General features: G+C 69.4%; 16 protein-coding genes. 15 read left to right on the top strand and 1 reads right to left on the bottom strand.

Going from position 1 to position 17,370, the window contains the following annotated elements; all coding sequences use genetic code 11:
• Window positions 1-135: 135 nt before the first annotated feature.
• The 3 genes from hutC to ACFVW6_RS32940 all read left to right on the top strand — a co-directional run bounded on the left by hutC (window position 136) and on the right by ACFVW6_RS32940 (window position 2,157).
• Window positions 136-909, top strand: coding sequence for a histidine utilization repressor (hutC, locus tag ACFVW6_RS32950; protein WP_355275634.1), 774 nt, complete (start codon window positions 136-138; stop codon window positions 907-909).
• 369 nt (window positions 910-1,278) lie between these two features.
• Window positions 1,279-1,536: a hypothetical protein gene (locus ACFVW6_RS32945; protein WP_378830353.1), complete on the top strand. Its 258-nt coding sequence runs from the start codon at window positions 1,279-1,281 to the stop codon at window positions 1,534-1,536.
• Window positions 1,537-1,545: 9 nt separating this feature from the next.
• Complete coding sequence (locus ACFVW6_RS32940) at window positions 1,546-2,157, top strand: hypothetical protein (RefSeq protein ID WP_378830354.1); 612 nt, start codon at window positions 1,546-1,548, stop codon at window positions 2,155-2,157.
• Here ACFVW6_RS32940 and ACFVW6_RS32935 read toward each other — a convergent pair whose 3' ends face one another.
• A complete protein-coding gene (locus ACFVW6_RS32935; protein ID WP_378830355.1) occupies window positions 2,158-2,655 on the bottom strand; it encodes an HIT family protein in 498 nt (165 codons plus the stop codon). It lies immediately after the preceding gene.
• Window positions 2,656-3,550: 895 nt separating this feature from the next.
• Here ACFVW6_RS32935 and ACFVW6_RS32930 point away from each other — a divergent pair.
• The 12 genes from ACFVW6_RS32930 (at window position 3,551) to ACFVW6_RS32875 (ending at window position 17,275) form a co-directional block, all read left to right on the top strand.
• A complete protein-coding gene (locus tag ACFVW6_RS32930; protein WP_378830357.1) occupies window positions 3,551-4,576 on the top strand; it encodes a polyprenyl synthetase family protein in 1,026 nt (341 codons plus the stop codon).
• Window positions 4,573-5,844, top strand: coding sequence for a hypothetical protein (locus ACFVW6_RS32925; RefSeq protein ID WP_378830359.1), 1,272 nt, complete (start codon window positions 4,573-4,575; stop codon window positions 5,842-5,844). The genes ACFVW6_RS32930 and ACFVW6_RS32925 overlap by 4 nt, the downstream gene beginning before the upstream one ends.
• A 58-nt stretch (window positions 5,845-5,902) precedes the next feature.
• Window positions 5,903-6,895 (top strand): fatty acid desaturase, encoded by a 993-nt coding sequence (locus ACFVW6_RS32920; protein ID WP_355275622.1) that lies wholly within the window; start codon window positions 5,903-5,905, stop codon window positions 6,893-6,895.
• Window positions 6,886-7,695, top strand: coding sequence for an isoprenylcysteine carboxylmethyltransferase family protein (locus ACFVW6_RS32915; RefSeq protein WP_357345485.1), 810 nt, complete (start codon window positions 6,886-6,888; stop codon window positions 7,693-7,695). The genes ACFVW6_RS32920 and ACFVW6_RS32915 overlap by 10 nt, the downstream gene beginning before the upstream one ends.
• 77 nt (window positions 7,696-7,772) lie before the next feature.
• The gene (gene mvk, locus ACFVW6_RS32910) at window positions 7,773-8,813 is read left to right on the top strand and encodes a mevalonate kinase (RefSeq protein ID WP_378830360.1); all 1,041 of its coding nucleotides are present in this window, start codon (window positions 7,773-7,775) and stop codon (window positions 8,811-8,813) included.
• Window positions 8,810-9,862, top strand: a complete 1,053-nt coding sequence (gene mvaD, locus ACFVW6_RS32905) for a diphosphomevalonate decarboxylase (protein ID WP_378830361.1) — start codon at window positions 8,810-8,812, stop codon at window positions 9,860-9,862. The genes mvk and mvaD overlap by 4 nt, the downstream gene beginning before the upstream one ends.
• Window positions 9,859-10,953 carry a phosphomevalonate kinase gene (locus tag ACFVW6_RS32900; protein WP_378830362.1) on the top strand — a complete coding sequence of 365 codons (1,095 nt, stop codon included), beginning with the start codon at window positions 9,859-9,861 and terminating at the stop codon, window positions 10,951-10,953. Before mvaD ends, ACFVW6_RS32900 begins: the two co-directional genes overlap by 4 nt.
• Window positions 10,950-12,047, top strand: a complete 1,098-nt coding sequence (fni, locus tag ACFVW6_RS32895) for a type 2 isopentenyl-diphosphate Delta-isomerase (protein ID WP_365013240.1) — start codon at window positions 10,950-10,952, stop codon at window positions 12,045-12,047. The genes ACFVW6_RS32900 and fni overlap by 4 nt, the downstream gene beginning before the upstream one ends.
• Window positions 12,040-13,098, top strand: coding sequence for a hydroxymethylglutaryl-CoA reductase (locus tag ACFVW6_RS32890; RefSeq protein WP_355275610.1), 1,059 nt, complete (start codon window positions 12,040-12,042; stop codon window positions 13,096-13,098). The genes fni and ACFVW6_RS32890 overlap by 8 nt, the downstream gene beginning before the upstream one ends.
• Window positions 13,095-14,267, top strand: a complete 1,173-nt coding sequence (locus ACFVW6_RS32885) for a hydroxymethylglutaryl-CoA synthase (RefSeq protein WP_378830364.1) — start codon at window positions 13,095-13,097, stop codon at window positions 14,265-14,267. The genes ACFVW6_RS32890 and ACFVW6_RS32885 overlap by 4 nt, the downstream gene beginning before the upstream one ends.
• A 9-nt stretch (window positions 14,268-14,276) precedes the next feature.
• On the top strand, window positions 14,277-15,800 hold the full coding sequence (locus ACFVW6_RS32880; RefSeq protein ID WP_378830365.1) for a flavin-containing monooxygenase: 1,524 nt from the start codon (window positions 14,277-14,279) through the stop codon (window positions 15,798-15,800).
• Entirely contained in the window at window positions 15,797-17,275 is a 1,479-nt protein-coding gene (locus tag ACFVW6_RS32875) for a flavin-containing monooxygenase (RefSeq protein ID WP_378830366.1), read from the top strand. Before ACFVW6_RS32880 ends, ACFVW6_RS32875 begins: the two co-directional genes overlap by 4 nt.
• Window positions 17,276-17,370: the final 95 nt, after the last annotated feature.

Raw genomic sequence — 17,370 nt, 5'->3', positions numbered from 1 at the left:
TCGGAAATGACGGCTGTGTCCTGGGTCACTGGAATCCAGACTAGTGGTATAGTCCTGTATATACAAGTAGCTGTCAAGCGTGCTGTGTCGTTCGGGCGCAACGTATTCTCTGGGCAAACTGAGGGAACGGATACCGTGGTGGCGATCGAAGTGGTCGATGCGGACCTGGCCGCACTGTACGGCGAACTGGGCACCGAGTTCGCGGCGTACGAACGCGTCAAGCAGCTGATCATGGCGCAGATCAAGGGCGGCCGCTGGACCGAGGGTGAGCAGATCCCCTCGGAGAACCAGCTGGTCAACGCGCTGGGCCTGTCCCGGATGACGATCAACCGCGCACTGCGCGACCTCACCGCCGACGGCGCGCTCAACCGGGTGATGGGTGTGGGCACCTTCGTCGCCCCGACCAAGGCCGCCTCGCCGCTGTTCGAGGTCAGGAATATCGCCGACGAGATCACCCGGCGCGGTCACCGGCATCGCACCGAGGTGGTGTTCGTGCGCGCGGAGGAGGCGGGCGACCGGCATCCGGTGCTCGGGAACGCCATGAGCGGCAGGGTGTTCCACTCGCTGCTGGTGCACCGCGAGGACGACATCCCGATCCAGGTGGAGGACCGCTATGTCAACCCGGCGCAGGCGCCCGACTATCTGGCGCAGGACTTCACCACCGTCACGCCGAACACCTACCTCAGTGAGGTGGCTCCGCTGATCCGCGGCGAGCATGTCGTCGAGGCGGTGCGGGCCAGTCGCGAGGAGTGCGCGCTGCTCGACATCGATCGCGACGAGCCGTGTCTGCTGATTCGCCGCCGCACCTGGTCCTCGGGCGGGCTGGTCAGCGCGGCCCGGTTGATCCACCCCGGATCACGCAACCGGCTGGAGGGCAGCTTCGGTTCCGCGGCGAATGACGCCGAATAAGAGGTCTCGGCTCGGGCGGGTAACTCGCCACGCCATTCTCCGCAGTGTGCGCACTGTCCGGTGAAAGATGTGACTCGCCCCGCGGCGGTCCCCGGAATTGTTATGCGATCTGAATATCCTGAAGCGATAGCAAATCTTCCGCTAATCGCAAAGATGGGCTTGACCAGGCTGTCTCCGCAATAGATGGGTGAGGGCCGGTTTCGGGTTATCACTGTTTCGTGACGAACTACGCGACATGCCGGATTCGGGCTGTACGTTTAGTGGCCCATGGCTCGCTGGGTTCCATTCGGGTAACGGAGGGCGGAAATGGCTACAGTCGCGCGGCAGTCGGGGCCGCACAGGGTGAGTGCCCGGCAGAGCTTTTCCGCAGTGAAATCCACGCTGTCGCCGTCGACGCTGGTGACGGTCGGGTTGATCTTGTTGATCCCGGTTCTCGCCACCGCGGGACCGATCCTCGCGTCGGCGATGATCGCCCGCTACGCCGGGGTCGGGCGGTCGGGGGTGGTGGTGCTGGCGGTGCTCGCCGGCGTGGTCGTGGTCGCGGTGCTCGCCGCGTGCTGGGCGTTCCGGCAGGCGTGGCGACGCGGTCCGGCCGGTCGGCCTTCGTTGGGTTCCTTAGCGCGGTAGGAGATCGCCATGCAGACGTACCGACCCACCGCGGGCGCTGTCGTCCCCGCGATCGAACCGATCAGTACCCCGGACGTCGTCGAGGAATGCCGCCGCTTGCGCATCGTCGCCCGGATCGACGACGCCGTCGTCTGGCAGGCGGCCGCGACGCGACTGCTCGAGTGCGGTCGCCGCCGCTGGCGCACCCGCACCGATATCGCCGATCAGCCTGCGGTGCGCCGGTGGTCGCGCATCGAGGCCGCGCGGGAAGTTCCCGAGCGGCCGAGCCTGCCCGCGCTGTTCGCCGCGGTCGCCGCCGGCGCGGAGATCGGCGCCGCGGACCCGTACGCCGACTTCGCCGCCGCGATCATGCTGCTGGCGAGCTGCCCGGCCGAGGTGGTCCTGCAGTCGGATCCGCGCCACGATCCACGCGCCGTGCGCTTCTCGGTCTTCGCCTGCCGCGAGGACGACCTGCCCCTGGCGGAGGATCTGATCACCACCACGATCCTGTCCTGCGGCGCGGTCCTGGCCCGGCGCTGCTCGGTCCTGCGCCGCGGCCCGGCGGTCCGCCCGCCCGCTCCGATCGTGGACCATCCACTGCCGGAACTGCTCGTTCTCGGCAGCAGTACCGCGGCCCGCTGATCACCCCTCGGCGAGTATCTCGCCGAGGGCGGCCGTGATCGCCGCACGCAAGTCGTCGTGCCGGGCGTCGAGAGCATGCTCGGGCGCCGTGCGTTCGGCGCCGTACAGGTACACCGGTCCGGCGCGGAGGTCGGCCGGCTCCCACTCGTACCGCGCGTGCACGTGCCCGTGCAGGTGCGTCCAGGTGTTGCCGAGCACCTCGTAGTTGATCCGCCGGAACGCGGGATCGGCTGCGCGGCAGGCCCGTTCGACCGCCTCGCCCAGGACGACGAGGTCGGCCATGAACGAGATCCGTTCCGGCCGTGGCAGATCGGTGAGCTGATCGGCCGCGCCGTCGTAGATCAGGACGCAGTATCCGGGCAGGTGCTGGGTGTCGCCGATCACGGCCCATCCGGTCGTGAGACGGCACAGTGCCGTCGGATTCGTTCCCGCGGCCGCCGTCCCCGCGCGATCGCGGCGCCAGTCGTCGTCGGCGGTGTCGACCTGGTCTCCGGTCATGCTGCCCCGTTCCTGGTGTGCGCCGACGGCGCCTGTGTGAGCAGGGATTTCGATCCTACCCCGGGCTCGACGCCCGCGCCGATCCGAAAACCGCGAATGTTCCTCTTTGACATTCGGTGATGAATTGTCAAGTGCGCCTGCATATCTCGAGCCGGGCACAGGGCGGTTTGGGAAAAGCCCCAAAAGTTCGACTTCCGAGTCGGCGAGATCTCACCAAGCGCTCGACCCGATTCGCGGCATCGACGGTGTGGTCGTAGAGTCGTCGCACGAGCAGTGTTCGCGTGCTCCCTCGGTGGCCGCTCGCCGGACGATGATGTCCTCGGCGAACGGTCCGGTCAGGCCGTTCCCGGCATCCCAGGGACCGGCCTCGTAGTCGGCGTGACCCTACAAGGGGGCCGTCACGCCGAATCATCTCTGCCGCAGCGTCGCGTCAGCCCACGATTTTTACGTTCACGCAACACGTTCCCGGCCACGCATGGGCTAGGGTCACGAAATCTGTTGGGGCACTGACGCTTACGACGCAAGTCCGATCGGACGAGCGGGGGTCGTCCACCATCTTCGGTGCGCTCGGGCGCACGAGTTACTTTGCGGCACTATCGATTCCAACATCTCGAACTGGAACTTGTTGTAGTGCTTGACAATTCGGCGGGGTCTCTACAAAACTACCCGTCGGTAGCCGACGATCGGGAAGCTCGGGCCCGGTAGTTGTGACAAGTCACCGCCGACGATGCCACCGCCTGAACCCCCGTGAACCCCTGTGCACCAGTCGGGGTGAACCTCACCGCCACCGTGACCATCACCAAAGGAGTTCAGCGCTATGGACAATCCCGCGCTACCCTCAGCGCACCGTCAGGATGCTCATCCGGCAGTGCACCCGGAGCACTCGGGTGATCAGGTGGCGGTCCTGCCCAGACCGTCGGTCAGCACGCCGTCCACCGTCGCCGACGACGTCAGGACCGTGGGCCCGGTCGAGCTGCTTCCGCTGGTCACCGACCGATTGCGGGAAATCCTCATCACCGGTGGCGATTTCGACGACATCTACCGGCACGTCCTGGCCGCGCCCGGCAAACGCGTGCGGGCCCGCCTCGTGCTCGCGTGCGCGCGACTGCTACCCGACGGCGCGGCCGCCCCGCGACCCGCCGCGATCGACCTGGCCTGCGCCATGGAGATGCTGCACGAGTCCTCGCTGCTGCACGACGACATCTGTGACGGGTCCCTGTTGCGCCGCGGCGCACCCTCGGTGCCCGCCGCGTTCGGGGTGCGCGTCGCCGCCAGGGCCGGCTTCCACATGGCGGGCACCGCCATGCAGGTGGTCGCCCAGGTCCTGGCCGAGAATCAGAACGTGTTCGGCGGCATCGGCGAGGCGCCGGGCGTCACCTACGCCGACCGGCTCTCCGACCTGTCCTTCGGCCAGCTCATCGAAACCCTGCCGCCCGCGGTGGACGCGACCGCGCTGCGCAGGCACTACGAACTCGTGGCCGGCGCGAAGACCGGCACGCTGTTCCGGCTCTCGTGCTCCTACGGCGGCACGGCGGGCGGTGCCGATCACGATCGCCTGCAGGCCCTGATGCAGTACGCCGACCAGCTCGCGCTGGCCTTCCAGATCATGGACGACGTCCGCGACATCGAGGGCGGCCCCGAACTGGGCAAGGACGCCTGCGGCGACCTGGACCGGCGGGTGCCGACCTGGCCGGTGATCGAGTGGCTCGCGGTGCGTCCCGGTGCCAGGGAGATGTGGCTGTCGACCGAGACCGCCAGCGCGACCCTGCAGGCCGACCTGGTCGACAGCGGCGCCACCCAGGCCGCGCGTGCCGTCGCGCTGCAGGCCACCGAGACCGCGAGCGCGGCCTTGGACATCTTCCCGTCGTCGCCGGCCCGCGACGATCTCCGCGAACTCTTGCAGCAGGTGATCAACCGATGAGACAGACCAGAATCGGCTCGCTGGCCTACGGGCTGCGGCATCTGCGGCGCGCGCCCGACATGGCCGCGCTGCGGGCCGCGGCCACACCGGACGAACTGGCCCGGCTGGCCCTGATCCCCGCGGGCCGCAACCTCGGCATTTCGGTGAGTTTCCTGCCCGCGCACCTGCGCGCGGAGGCGACCGCCGCGCTGCTCGCGTGTCGCGTGCTCGACGCCTTCGAGGATCTCAGTGACCGCGCGGTCGCCAGCGGCGCCGTGCTGGCCGCGGCCGACTACCTCAACAGCACCTCCGACACGCCGCCACCCGCCTTGCCTGCGGTGACCGCCGAGGCCCGCGACAGCGAGGCCGTCGACCGGCTGCTGGCCGAGCGCATCGGTGACATCAGGGCGCTGCTGTCGGCGCTGTCGGCCGAAGGCCAGAAGCGGGTCGGCGAGGTGATCACCGACGTCGCCGGGGTGATGGCCCGCAATATCGACGGACCGCTCTCGCGCGTGGCCTACAGCGAGGGCGTGCTCGGCCGGGTCACCCACTACGCGTGCGCCCTGGTCGCCGAGGACGTGCTCTCGGAAGCGGACCTGCGCGAACTGACCGGCTGCGTCGCGGTGATCGCCCAATCGGCGAACGACCTGCGCGACAACGAGTTCGAGATCTACGGCGTCGCCGACCGCGAGGAACTGAAGCGGATGGTGATGCTGCAACTGCTGGCACCCGCGCTCGGTGGGTTCGCCCTGCTGGCGCGCCTGGGCCCCGGCACACCCAGTCGCGGTGCGCGCGCGGCGATGGCGTACATGACCATCACCACCTCCGCGTTCCTGTGCTCGGTGGTCGACGCGCCGTCGCCGTACCGGCGCAAGGTCGGCGCCGCGCTGCTGGCCGCGTCCTCGGCGCGGTACTGGACCAGGATGATCGACCGCGTCCGGCACACCGCCGACCTGGCGATCCACCGGATGCTCGACGCCTCACCGGATTTCGCGGAGGGCGCCGGCGGCACCCGCGAAGTGCTCGGCGCCGGTGATCCGGCCACGATGCCGACCTCGCTGGTCCCGCTGATCGTCGACACCACCTTCGCGCTGGTGCAGACCCTGCCGGAAGCCCCGCTGACCGGCGAACTGCCCGACGCCGAGGTGCGCACGATGATGATCGCCGATCATCTCGCCTTCGGCGCGATGGAGCGGGTGCCACCGCACGAACCCGAAGCGCTGCACGCGCTCGCCACGAGACTCCAACTCGCTGCCCTCGACACCAGCACCCAAGGGAGCCGCCCATGAGCATCCGCACCAGACCCGCGCTCACCGTCCTGGACACCACTAGCGAAGGAGCTCGACTATGAGCACCGGAACTCCCGTCGCGCCCGAACAGGCCCCGTTCAGCAAACGGGTGCTCAAGCTCGAGCACGCTTCCAATGTCGGCCCGCTCGTCCACATCGCGCTGTGGATGGGCATGACGGCCTTCGGCCTGTTCGTGCCGTTCGCCTCGAACTGGTACGTGGCCGTGCCGCTGATCATCGTGCTGGCGCTGCTGAACCTGTCGCTGACCATCGGCGTCATGCACATGCACACCCACCGGCCGCTGTTCGTGTCGTCGCTCCCGAACCGGGTCGTCGACATCCTGTGCTGCCTGCCGGGCAATCTGACCGCGGCCGAGATGCGTGAGGTGCACGTCCTCAACCATCACCGGTTCAACGACGGCCCCGGCGACGTCACCGCGACCACCGGCATGGAGAAGGGCATCGGTGCCATCTGGTACTGGGTCCGCTACGGCGTGATCGTCAAGATCCACACCATGCGGATGATCTTCGCCGCCGATCCGGCGCCGCGCCGCCGTCGCACCCGCCACCAGTTCCTGTTCGACATCGCGGTGTACGCGCTCGTGATCGGCGGCGTCTGGTACGCCGCGGGCATGGAGAAGTTCGTCCTGTTCTACTGGGTGCCGTTCCTCATCACCCAGGTCAACGCGGGCTACTTCGCCTGGCTGAGCCACGCGCCCGCCAAGGGCTTCGAGGACGACCCGAGCACCTCGCTGAACAACGCGGGCAACATCCTCAACTTCCTGATCTTCAACCAGGGCTACCACAGCGTGCATCACCGTTACCCCGGTATCCACTGGAGCCAGATCCCGGACAAGCTCGACTACATGCGTGATGTCAACCCCGGCGTCATCGTGCCGTATTGGATGGTCGCGCAGTCGGGGTGGCGGCTGTTCTGGCCGGGCGGCTTCCTCAACGAGGGCTACGGCACCAAGTGGAAGGCCCGGCTGGAGCGGCGGATCGAAGAGGGGACCGTGCGTAATCGGTACCTGCCGTGGTTCGCATGGATCTGATCACCCCGACGCCCACCCAGGCACGGGACGTGCTGACGAGCCGTTCGCGGCTCGTCCCGTTCCTCTTCTCCTTCGCCGTCTACGGCGTCGCCGGCATCACCGTGCCGCTGATGCTGCTCTTCGCCGGCGGCTGGTTCCTGCCGAAGACGATCGACAAGGGCCCGCACCTGTCGACCGTCCCGGCGCTCGTCATCGATGTGGCGCTGCTGGCCCTGTTCGGCCTGCAGCACTCGGGCATGGCCAGGCCCGCGTTCAAGGCGTTCATCACCCGCTGGGTGCCCGAAGCCCTCGAACGCTCGGTCTACATCGTCATGGTGTGCCTGGTCATGTGGGTGATCATGCTGGCGTGGCAGCCGATCCCGGCCGAGCTCTGGTCGGCCGAGGGCACGGTAGGCCTGGTGCTCGACGCCGGGTTCTGGCTCGGTTTCGTGCTCGTCTACGCGGCGACGTTGCTGCTGAACCACTTCCATCTGCTCGGCATCAGCCAGGCCTACCGCGAGTACGTCATCCAGGTGCCGGACGCGACCGTCGACCGGTTGCAGGTGAACGGGGTCTACAAGCTCGTCCGCCATCCGCTGATGACCGGTCTGCTGATCTCGTTCTGGTTCGCGAGCACGTTCACCGTCGGGCACCTGGTGTGGGCACTCGGGCTGACCTGCTACATCCTGCTGGGCACCTACCTGGAGGAACGCGATCTGATCGCGCGCTTCGGTGCGTCCTACCGCGCCTACGCCGCGCAGGTCCCCGCGTTCTTCCCGTCCGTGCTCCGCATCTTCGGCCGATCGACTCGGCAGCCGTAACGGCAGGCCGCCCAGCGCGTTTCCCCTCGGGGTGACGTGCTGGGCGAGTCCGGCCCGAGTTCGGGAGAGGAATCGACGTGAACGGTCATCCTGTTCGAGAGCGCATCAGACACAACTCCACCGACCCGGGTTCCGTCGCCGGCGTCGGCCACTCCTACGCCAAGGCGATCCTGCTCGGCGAGCACACCGTCGTCCACGGCACTCCCGCCATCGCGTTCCCGCTGCCCGCGCTGCCGGTGCGCGCCGTCGCCCGGCCCGCGTTCGCGGGTACCGAAGCCGATGTTCTCGCCGCGGGCCACTTCCGTTTCCGCACCGGTGACGCGGGGACCGCGTCCGGACCGCGCGTCGCGGTGGAGGAAGCGCTGCGGCGCTGGGGACTCGCCGACGACATCGTCGATGTCGTTGTCGAGTGCGACATTCCGCTCGCCCGCGGCCTGGGTTCCAGTGCCGCGTGCGCGGGCGCCGCGGTGCGCGCGGTCGCCGATCTGTACGGCCGCGCGGTCGCTCCCGGCACGCTCTACGAGCTGGTGCAGTGTGGCGAGCAGGTCGCGCACGGCCGGGCCAGCGGCATCGATGCCAGTGCCGTGCTGGCGAGCGGGCCGATCTGGTTCCACGAGGGCACGGCCCGGCCGATGACGGTCGGACTGGACGCCGCGCTGGTGATCGCCGACACCGGGGTGCCGGGGTCGACCCAGCACGCCGTCGCTGGCGTGCGCCGGGTCCTGGACCGGGACCGTGCGGCCGCCGATCGGCTGCTGGCCGAAGCCACGGACCTGATCACCGCGGCCGCGACCGACCTGTCGGGCGGACAGGCCGCCGCGCTGGGCGCGACGATGCTGGCGTTCCAGCGTCTGCTCACCGAACTCGGGGTCAGCACACCGCATATCGACACCCTGGTGACCGCGGCGCTGGACGCGGGCGCGTACGGCGCCAAACTCACCGGCGCCGGCCTCGGCGGCTGCGTCCTCGCCCTCACCGCGACCGACCTCGCGCCCGCGGTCGGCACCGCGCTGCGCCGGGCGGGCGCGGTGCGGACCTGGACGGTCCCCACCGCGAGCCTGCGCTCGGACGCCCTGTCCCTATCCGCCTCGAGACCGGAACGCGAAACCCACCGATGACACCCACTTCCGCAGTCCCCGTCGCCGCCACAGGGCCGGTCGAGCACGTCCGTGAGGGCGAGGCCGTCGCGGTCGCGTACCCGAACATCGCCCTGGTCAAGTACTGGGGCAAGCGCGACGAGACGCTGTTCCTCCCCGTCACGGGGAGCCTGTCGATGACGCTGGACATCTTCCCGACGACCACCTCGGTGCGGCTGATCGACGGTCCGGCCGACACGGTCGAGCTCAACGAGGCCGCCGCCACCGGCACCGCCCTGACCCGCGTCGAGACCTTCCTCGACCTGGTCCGCGCGCTGGCCGGCCGCGACGAGCGCGCCGCGGTGGTGACCGGCAACGCCGGTCCCACCGGCGCGGGCCTGGCCTCCTCGGCGAGTGGGTTCGCCGCGCTGGCCACCGCCGCGGCCGCCGCCTACGGACTCGACCTGGACGGTCGCGCCCTGTCCCGGCTGGCCCGCCGCGGTTCCGGATCGGCCTCGCGCTCGATCTTCGGCGGCTTCGTCGTGTGGCACGCGGGCGAGGGCGACGGCGAGGCGGGCGATCTGAGCTCCTTCGCCGAGCCGATCGGCGGCGACGACCTCGACCCGGCGCTGGTCGTCGGCGTCGTCGAGGCGGGCGCCAAGGCGGTGTCGAGCCGGGTGGCCATGCGGCAGACCACCGAGACCTCGCCGTTCTACCGCCCGTGGGCCGAGTCCTCGGTCCTCGATCTCGCCCAGATGCGCGACGCGGTCGCGCGCCGGGATCTTCCGGCGATCGGGGAGATCGCCGAGCGCAATGCCCTCGGCATGCACGCCACCATGCTCACCGCGCGACCCGGGATCCGCTATCTGTCACCGCATTCGGTCGCCATCCTGGACGCGGTGCTCGCGCTGCGCGCCGACGGCATCGCCGCCTACGCGACGATCGACGCGGGCCCGAATGTGAAGGTGCTCTGCACCCGCGCCGAAGCGCCCGTCGTCGCGGCCACCCTCGAGGGGCTCGGTGACTTCGTCACCACCCGGACCGCGCACATCGGTCCGGGCGCCCGGCTGATCGGGGGCGACGACCGGTGATCAGTTGTCGCGCTCCGGGCAAACTCTTCATCGCGGGGGAGTACGCCGTCGTCGAGCCGGGGCATCTCGCGGTGCTCACGGCCGTCGACCGCTACGCGACCGCCACGGTGACCGGGGTGTCCGCCGGGACGGCCACGACGCTGCACTCGGATCTGGACGGCGGAGTCTCGCTCACTCTCGGCCGCGACGGTGACCGTCTGGTCCCGGCGACGGCCGATGCCACCGTGCCCGCCGCGTTCGCGTACGTCTTCGCGGCCGTGTCGGTCCTGGACCGGCTCCGCGCCGAGCGTGGAATCGATTCCGGCGCTTACACAGTGACGGTATCCGCCGATCTCGGTGACGCCGACGGTCGCAAGTACGGTCTCGGGTCGAGCGCGGCCGTGACGGTCGCGACCGTCGCCGCCCTCGGCCGCTTCCACGGGCTCGAACTCACCGCGATGGATCGGTACCGGCTGGCCGTGCTCGCCACGATCGCGGTCAATCCCCGCGCGTCCTGCGGCGATGTCGCCGTGAGCACGTGGGGTGGCTGGCTGGCCTACGGCTCGCCCGACCGCGCGGTGGTCGCCACGAAGGCCGCCGCCGACGGCATCGACGCCGCCCTGCGCGCCACCTGGCCCGGCCTGTCGATCCGCCCGCTGCCGACCCCGACCGGACTCGACCTGCGGGTCGGCTGGACCGGAAACCCCGCCTCCACACCGGCATTGGTCGGTGCGGCGAGCCGGGCGAAGAGCGACCGCACCGTCTTCAACGCGCGCAGCAACGAGTGCGTGACCCGTCTGCGGACGGCGATCGAAGCCGACGACTCGGTCGGTGTCGGCAGCGAGATCGACCACGCCAGGGAACTCCTGCTCGACCTCGACCTGAGCGCCGGGCTGGGCATCATGACGCCGCGCCTGCGCGCGCTGTGCGCGGCGGGCGCCGCCGTCGGCGCGGCCGCCAAACCGTCCGGCGCGGGCGGCGGCGACTGCGGGATCGCACTGGTCGACCGCGCCCGCCCGGCCGCGAGCACCGAACTGACCGACCGTTGGGTCGCCGCCGGCATCCGGCCGCTGCCGTTGCGGACCCACCCGTTCGAAGGGGAGACCGCATGATCGCCGATCGCAAGGACGACCACGTTCGCCACGCGGTGAACCAGCGCCGCGCCGACACCGGCGCCAACGACTTCGACGACGTCACCTTCGTCCACCACGCGCTGGCCGGGATCGACAGCCAGGACGTCTCGCTGGCCGTCGACATCGCCGGAAAGCAGTGGGACACACCGCTCTACGTCAACGCGATGACCGGCGGCAGCGTCAACACCGGCGAGATCAACCGCAAGCTGGCCATCGCCGCCCGCGAGACCGGCCTGCCCATCGCCACCGGGTCGATGAGCGCCTACTTCCGCGACCCCGAGGTCGCGGGCACCTATCGGGTGCTGCGCGAGGAGAATCCGCACGGCTTCGTGATGGCCAACGTCAACGCGACCGCCTCGCTGGATCAGGTGCGCCGCGCGATCGACCTGCTCGAGGCCGACGCGCTGCAGATCCACCTCAACACCGTCCAGGAAGTCGTGATGCCCGAGGGCGATCGGTCCTTCGGCGCGTGGCCCCGGCAGATCGAGCACATCACCGCCCACGTCCCGGTCCCGGTGATCGTGAAAGAGGTGGGCTTCGGGCTCAGCAGGCAGACCGTGGCCTGGCTGCGCGATGCCGGTGTCTCGGTGGCCGATGTCGGCGGCCGGGGTGGCACCAACTTCGCCCGCATCGAGAACGAGCGGCGCCCCGCCGCCGACTTCGCCTTCATCGAGAGCTGGGGGCAGTCCACCCCCACCTGCCTGCTCGACTGCGCCGGGATCGACGGCATCGATATCGCCGCGTCCGGCGGTATCCGATCGCCGCTCGACATCGCCAGGGCGCTCGCGCTCGGCGCCGCCGCGACCGGGGTCGCCGGCGCCTTCCTGGACACCGTCGTGCGTCAGGACACCGACGCGCTCGTCGAGCAGATCCGTACCTGGCTCGACCAGTTGCGCCAGATCCTGACCGTGCTCGGCGCCCGCACCCCGGCCGACCTGGCCGGCTGCGACCTGCTGATCACCGGGGACGTGGCGGCGTTCTGCGCACTGCGCGGCATCGACGCGGCGTCCCTTGCCCACCGGAGTCCCTGGTGGCGCGAATCGAAAGATCGAGGAGGAGTCATCGATGAATGACATGTCGTACGCAGCGGTCCCGCTGCAGTGGGTGGGGCCCTTGCGCATCACGGGCAATGTCGTCGACGATGCCGTCGACGTGCCCCTGGCCACCTACGAAACGCCTCTGTGGCCCTCGGTCGGTCGTGGCGCGCGGATCTCCACCCTCACCGAGCGCGGCATCGTCTCCACGCTCGTCGACGAGCGGATGACCCGCTCGATCCTGCTCGAGGCCGACGACGCCTACACCGCGCTCACCGCGGTCCGGCAGCTGAAGGATCGCTTCGCCGAGCTGCAGGAGGTCGTCACCGGCAGCAGCCGCTTCGCCCGCCTGATCGACCTGCACCACCAGATCAACGGCAACCTGCTGTTCCTGCGGTTCGAATTCAGCACCGGCGACGCGTCGGGCCACAACATGGCCACCCTGGCCAGCGACCACCTGATGGACCACATCCTGACCACGGTCGCCGGCGTGCGCTACGGCTCCATCTCGGGCAACTTCTGCACCGACAAGAAGGCCACCGCGGTCAACGGCATCCTCGGCCGCGGCAAGAACGTGGTGACCGAACTGCTGATCCCGCGCGAGGTGGTGCAGCAGCGCCTGCACACCACCGCGCGGCAGGTGGTGGAACTCAATATCCGCAAGAACCTGATCGGCACCCTGCTCGCGGGTGGAATCCGGTCCGCCAACGCGCATTACGCGAACATGCTGCTGGCGTTCTACCTGGCCACCGGGCAGGACGCCGCGAACATCGTCGAGGGCTCCCAGGGCGTCACCCACGCCGAGGACCGCGACGGTGACCTGTACTTCTCGTGCACGCTGCCCAACCTCATCGTCGGCACCGTCGGCAACGGCAAGCACGCGAGCTTCGTGGACGAGAACCTCGAACGTCTGGGCTGCCGGGAAGACCGGGAGCCCGGCGAGAACGCCCGCAGGCTCGCCGTCATCGCGGCGGCGACCGTGCTGTGCGGCGAGCTGTCGCTGATGGCCGCGCAGACCAATCGCGGTGAATTGATGCGCGCCCACACCCAATTCGAGCGGTCCACCACGAGCAACGGAACACAACGATGAACACATCCTCGGTCGGCATCCACGACCTGTCCTTCGCGACCACCCACTACGCCCTCGACCACGCCGTGCTCGCCGAGCGGCTCGGCGTCGACCGTGACAAGTTCTACCTGGGCATCGGCCAGGAGAAGATGAGTGTCGCCGCGGCCGACGAGGACATCGTCACCATCGCCGCGGCCGCGGCCAAGCCCATCCTCGAGCGGCACGGCACCGACAACATCCGCACCGTGCTGCTGGCCACCGAGACCGGTGTCGACCAGTCCAAAGCCGCCGCGCTGTACCTGCATTCGCTGATCGGGCTGCCCAACGCCGCGCGCGTGGTCGAGCTCAAGCAGGCCTGCTACGGCGGCACCGCGGGCCTGCAGTTCGCCGCGGGCCTGATCGCGCGTGATCCGGCCCAGCGGGTGCTGGTCATCGCGGCCGACATCGCCAAGTACGATCTGGACTCCCCGGGCGAGCCGACCCAGGGCGCGGCCGCGGTGGCGATGCTGATCACCGCGAATCCGGCCATCCTGCAACTGGATCCGCATTCCGGGCTGTACAGCGCCGACATCATGGACTTCTGGCGCCCGAACTACCGCAGCGCCGCCATCGTGGACGGCAAGACCTCGGTCAACGCCTACCAGAAGGCCGCGCAGGAAGCCTGGACCGACTACCGGCGCCAGGGCGGCCGCGAGCTGTCGGAGTTCGCCGCGTTCTGCTACCACCAGCCCTTCACCAAGATGGCCTACAAGGCGCACCGGCACCTGCTGGAGAGCCAGGGCCACACCGCCGACGCCGCCGAGATCGAGGCCGCCATCGGCGACACCACCCGCTACAACCGCACGGTCGGCAACAGCTACACTGCCTCGCTCTACCTGGGCCTGGCCGCGCTGCTCGACTACGCCGACGACCTGACCGGACGGCCACTGGCCATGATCAGCTACGGCTCGGGCAGCGTCGCCGAATTCTTCAGTGGCACCGTGCAACCCGGCTACCGCGAGCACCTGCGGACCGAGGCGAACCGCACCGCGATCGACTCGCGCGAACTGATCGGCTACGAGCACTACCGCGAGTTGCACGAGGCCACCTCGCCCAGCGACGGCGCCTACCACGCCATGCCGGAGGAGACCCGCCGTCCGTACCGGCTCTCCGCCGTCTCCGGCCACAAACGCATCTACGAATCCCGCTGAGGTCGCCCCATGAGCAGTAACGACACTTCCACGACCGTGGACGACCGGCCCGCCGGCGACACCACCCGCAGGCACGTGCAGGTCCTCATCGTCGGGAGCGGCCTGTCCGGCCTCGGCACGGCGATCCGGCTCAGCCAGCACGGGATGACCGACTACCTGGTCATCGAGCGCGGCCCCGATGTGGGCGGCACCTGGCGCGACAACACCTATCCGGGCGCGGGCTGCGATGTGCCCTCGCACCTGTACTCGTACTCGTTCGCGCTGAATCCGGGCTGGTCCCGGTCGTTCTCGCCGCAGGCCGAGATCGAGCGGTACCTGCGCGAGGTGGCCGACCGGTACGGCGTGCGCGACAAGCACAAGTTCGACTGCGCGATGACCGCGGCGCGCTGGATCGACGCCGACGGCCGGTGGGAGGTCGACACCAGCGACGGCGGCTTCACCGCCGACTTCGTCGTGTCGGCCGCGGGCGTGCTCGCCGAGCCGAATCTGCCCGACATCAAGGGGATCTCGAGCTTCGAGGGCGAGATCTTCCACTCGGCACGGTGGAACCACGACGCGAGCCTGGCGGGCAAGAAGGTCGCCGTCATCGGCACCGGGTCCTCCGCCGTGCAGATCGTCCCGTCGATCGCGCCCGAGGTGGAACGGCTGGATGTGTACCAGCGCACCGCGACCTGGGTGATGCCGCAGCTGAACCGGCCCTACCTGGCGCCGGAACGCTTCGCGTTCGAGCACGTGCCCGGCCTGCAACGGCTGATCCGCGCGCTGATCTACACCACGCGCGAACTGTTCGTGATCACCCAGGTGAAGTACCCGTGGACCGGCCTGCTGCTCGAGGCCGTCGGGCGGGTGAAGATGCGGCTCGAGATCCGCGACCCGGAGAAGCGGCGCAAGGTGCTGCCCACGCACCGCGTCGGCTGCAAGCGCATGCTGGTCTCGAACAAGTTCTACGGCGCGCTCGACCGCGACAACGTGGATCTGGTCACCGACGGCATCGCCGAGGTGCGTGCGCGCTCGATCGTCACCGAGGACGGCACCGAACGCGAGGTCGACGCCATCGTCCTGGCCACCGGGTTCCACGTGGCGGATTCGCCGACGTTCAACCTGTACACCGGTCGCGACGGCCGGACGGTGTCGGAGGCGGCCGACGCCGAGGGCTACCAGATGTACAAGGGCACCACGGTCGCCAACTTCCCGAACATGTTCTTCATGCTCGGCGCCAACTCCGGGCTGAACTACACCTCGCTGATCTACATCATCGAGTCGCAGATCAACTACATCGTCGACGCGATCGCCACCATGCGGGCGCGCGGTCTGCAGTCGTTCGAGGTGAAGGTGGACACCCAGCGCGCCTACAACAAGGCGCTCGAGCCGAAGATGGCCCGCACCGTGTGGGTCAACGGTGGCTGCACCAGCTGGTTCCTCGACAAGCACGGCAACAACTCCGCGCTGTGGCCGGACTTCAGCTTCCGGTACCGGAAGCTGGTGCGTCACTTCGACATCGAGGCCTACGACACCACGGCGTCGACGCGGTGACCGACACGCCTCGGCGCCACGTGCGGGTGGCGATCATCGGGGCCGGGTTCGCCGGGCTCGGCGTGGCCATGCGGCTGCGCCGGCTCGGGATCACCGACTTCGTCGTCTTCGAGCGCGCGGGCGACATCGGCGGCACCTGGCGGGACAACACCTATCCCGGCGCGGGCTGTGACGTGCCGTCGCAGCTGTATTCGTACTCGTTCGCGCCGAATCCGGACTGGACGCACTCGTTCTCGACCCAGCCGCAGATCCAGCGGTACGTCCAGGACACGGTCGACCGGGAAGGGGTGCGCGAGGCGATCCTGCTCGACTGCGAGGTGACCGACGCGCGCTGGAACCCGGCGGCGGCGCGCTGGGACATCCAGACCGCCCGTGGCGCGTTCACCGCCGACATCATGGTGTCGGCGGCGGGTCCGCTCAGTGCGCCGAAGCCGCCCGATATCAAGGGCATCACCACGTTTCGCGGCGCGATGTTCCACTCCGCGCGCTGGGATCACGACGTCGACCTGACCGGCAAGCGGGTGGCGGTCGTCGGGACCGGCGCCTCGGCGATCCAGATCGTGCCGTCGATCGCGGAGCGGGTGGGCCGGCTCGAGGTGTACCAGCGCAGCGCGCCGTGGGTGCTGCCGCGCCTCGGTCATCGCTACACGCTGCCCGAACGCCTCTGGTACCGCCACGTTCCGGGGTCGCAGCGGCTGGCCCGCGCGGGGGTGTACTGGCTGCGTGAGTCGTTCGTGCTCTGGCAGTCGAAGTACCCGCCGCTGGCCGACATCTTCGCCGCCGGTGCCCGGCTGAAGCTGTGGTGGGTGATCCGGGACGCGGCGTTGCGCCGCAAGGTGACGCCGAACTACCGGCTCGGCTGCAAGCGGATGCTGATCTCCAACGAGTACTACCCGGCCCTGGCGCGCCCGAACGTCGACGTGGTCACCGACGGCATCAAGGAGATCAGGGAGCAGTCGATCGTCGCGAACGACGGCACCGAACGCGAGGTCGACGCGATCGTGCTGGCGACCGGCTTCGAGATCACCGATTCGCCGACCTACGACCTGATCACCGGCCGGGACGGGCGCACGCTGGCGGAGGTGTTCGGCGCGGACGGGCTCAGCGTGTACAAGGGCACCACCATCGCGAACTTCCCGAACATGTTCCTGATGATCGGGCCGAACGCGGCGCTGAGCTACACCTCGGCGGTGTTCACCATCGAATCGCAGATCAACTACATCGTCGACGCGATCACGACGATGGAGGCGCGCGGGCTGCGCACGGTGGAGGTACGCGCGCAGGCGCAGACCGAGTACAACCGGGAGCTACAGACGAAATTCGCCGGCACCGTGTGGAACGCGGGGGACTGCACGAGCTGGTTCGTCGACGAGCTCGGGCGGCACTCCCGGCTCTGGCCGGACTTCAGCTTCCGCTTCGAGCGGATGCTGAAGACCTTCGATGTCGAGGCCTACGACACGACCGCGCGGACGTAGGGCTCGCGGCGCACAGCTGATCCCGGGACGAGGTTGGGGGCGTCCCGGGATCGCTGCTGTTGCTAGCCCGACAGCGTCTCGATCAACGTGATGAT

The organism is Nocardia sp. NPDC058244 (assembly GCF_042882065.1).
Classification (GTDB): domain Bacteria; phylum Actinomycetota; class Actinomycetes; order Mycobacteriales; family Mycobacteriaceae; genus Nocardia.
The sequence above is the reverse complement of the archived record's forward strand: the minus strand, read 5'-3'. Positions and strand labels throughout refer to the sequence as shown.

Bases quoted from the DNA above. Each gene is read 5' to 3' on its own strand.
- ACFVW6_RS32940 (WP_378830354.1), top strand. From the start codon at position 1,546: ATGCAGACGTACCGACCCACCGCGGGCGCTGTCGTCCCCGCGATCGAA.
- ACFVW6_RS32935 (WP_378830355.1), bottom strand. From the start codon at position 2,655: ATGACCGGAGACCAGGTCGACACCGCCGACGACGACTGGCGCCGCGAT.
- fni (WP_365013240.1), top strand. From the start codon at position 10,950: ATGATCGCCGATCGCAAGGACGACCACGTTCGCCACGCGGTGAACCAG.
- ACFVW6_RS32890 (WP_355275610.1), top strand. From the start codon at position 12,040: ATGAATGACATGTCGTACGCAGCGGTCCCGCTGCAGTGGGTGGGGCCC.
- ACFVW6_RS32920 (WP_355275622.1), top strand. From the start codon at position 5,903: ATGAGCACCGGAACTCCCGTCGCGCCCGAACAGGCCCCGTTCAGCAAA.
- mvaD (WP_378830361.1), top strand. From the start codon at position 8,810: ATGACACCCACTTCCGCAGTCCCCGTCGCCGCCACAGGGCCGGTCGAG.
- ACFVW6_RS32915 (WP_357345485.1), top strand. From the start codon at position 6,886: ATGGATCTGATCACCCCGACGCCCACCCAGGCACGGGACGTGCTGACG.
- ACFVW6_RS32925 (WP_378830359.1), top strand. From the start codon at position 4,573: ATGAGACAGACCAGAATCGGCTCGCTGGCCTACGGGCTGCGGCATCTG.
- ACFVW6_RS32880 (WP_378830365.1), top strand. From the start codon at position 14,277: ATGAGCAGTAACGACACTTCCACGACCGTGGACGACCGGCCCGCCGGC.
- ACFVW6_RS32885 (WP_378830364.1), top strand. From the start codon at position 13,095: ATGAACACATCCTCGGTCGGCATCCACGACCTGTCCTTCGCGACCACC.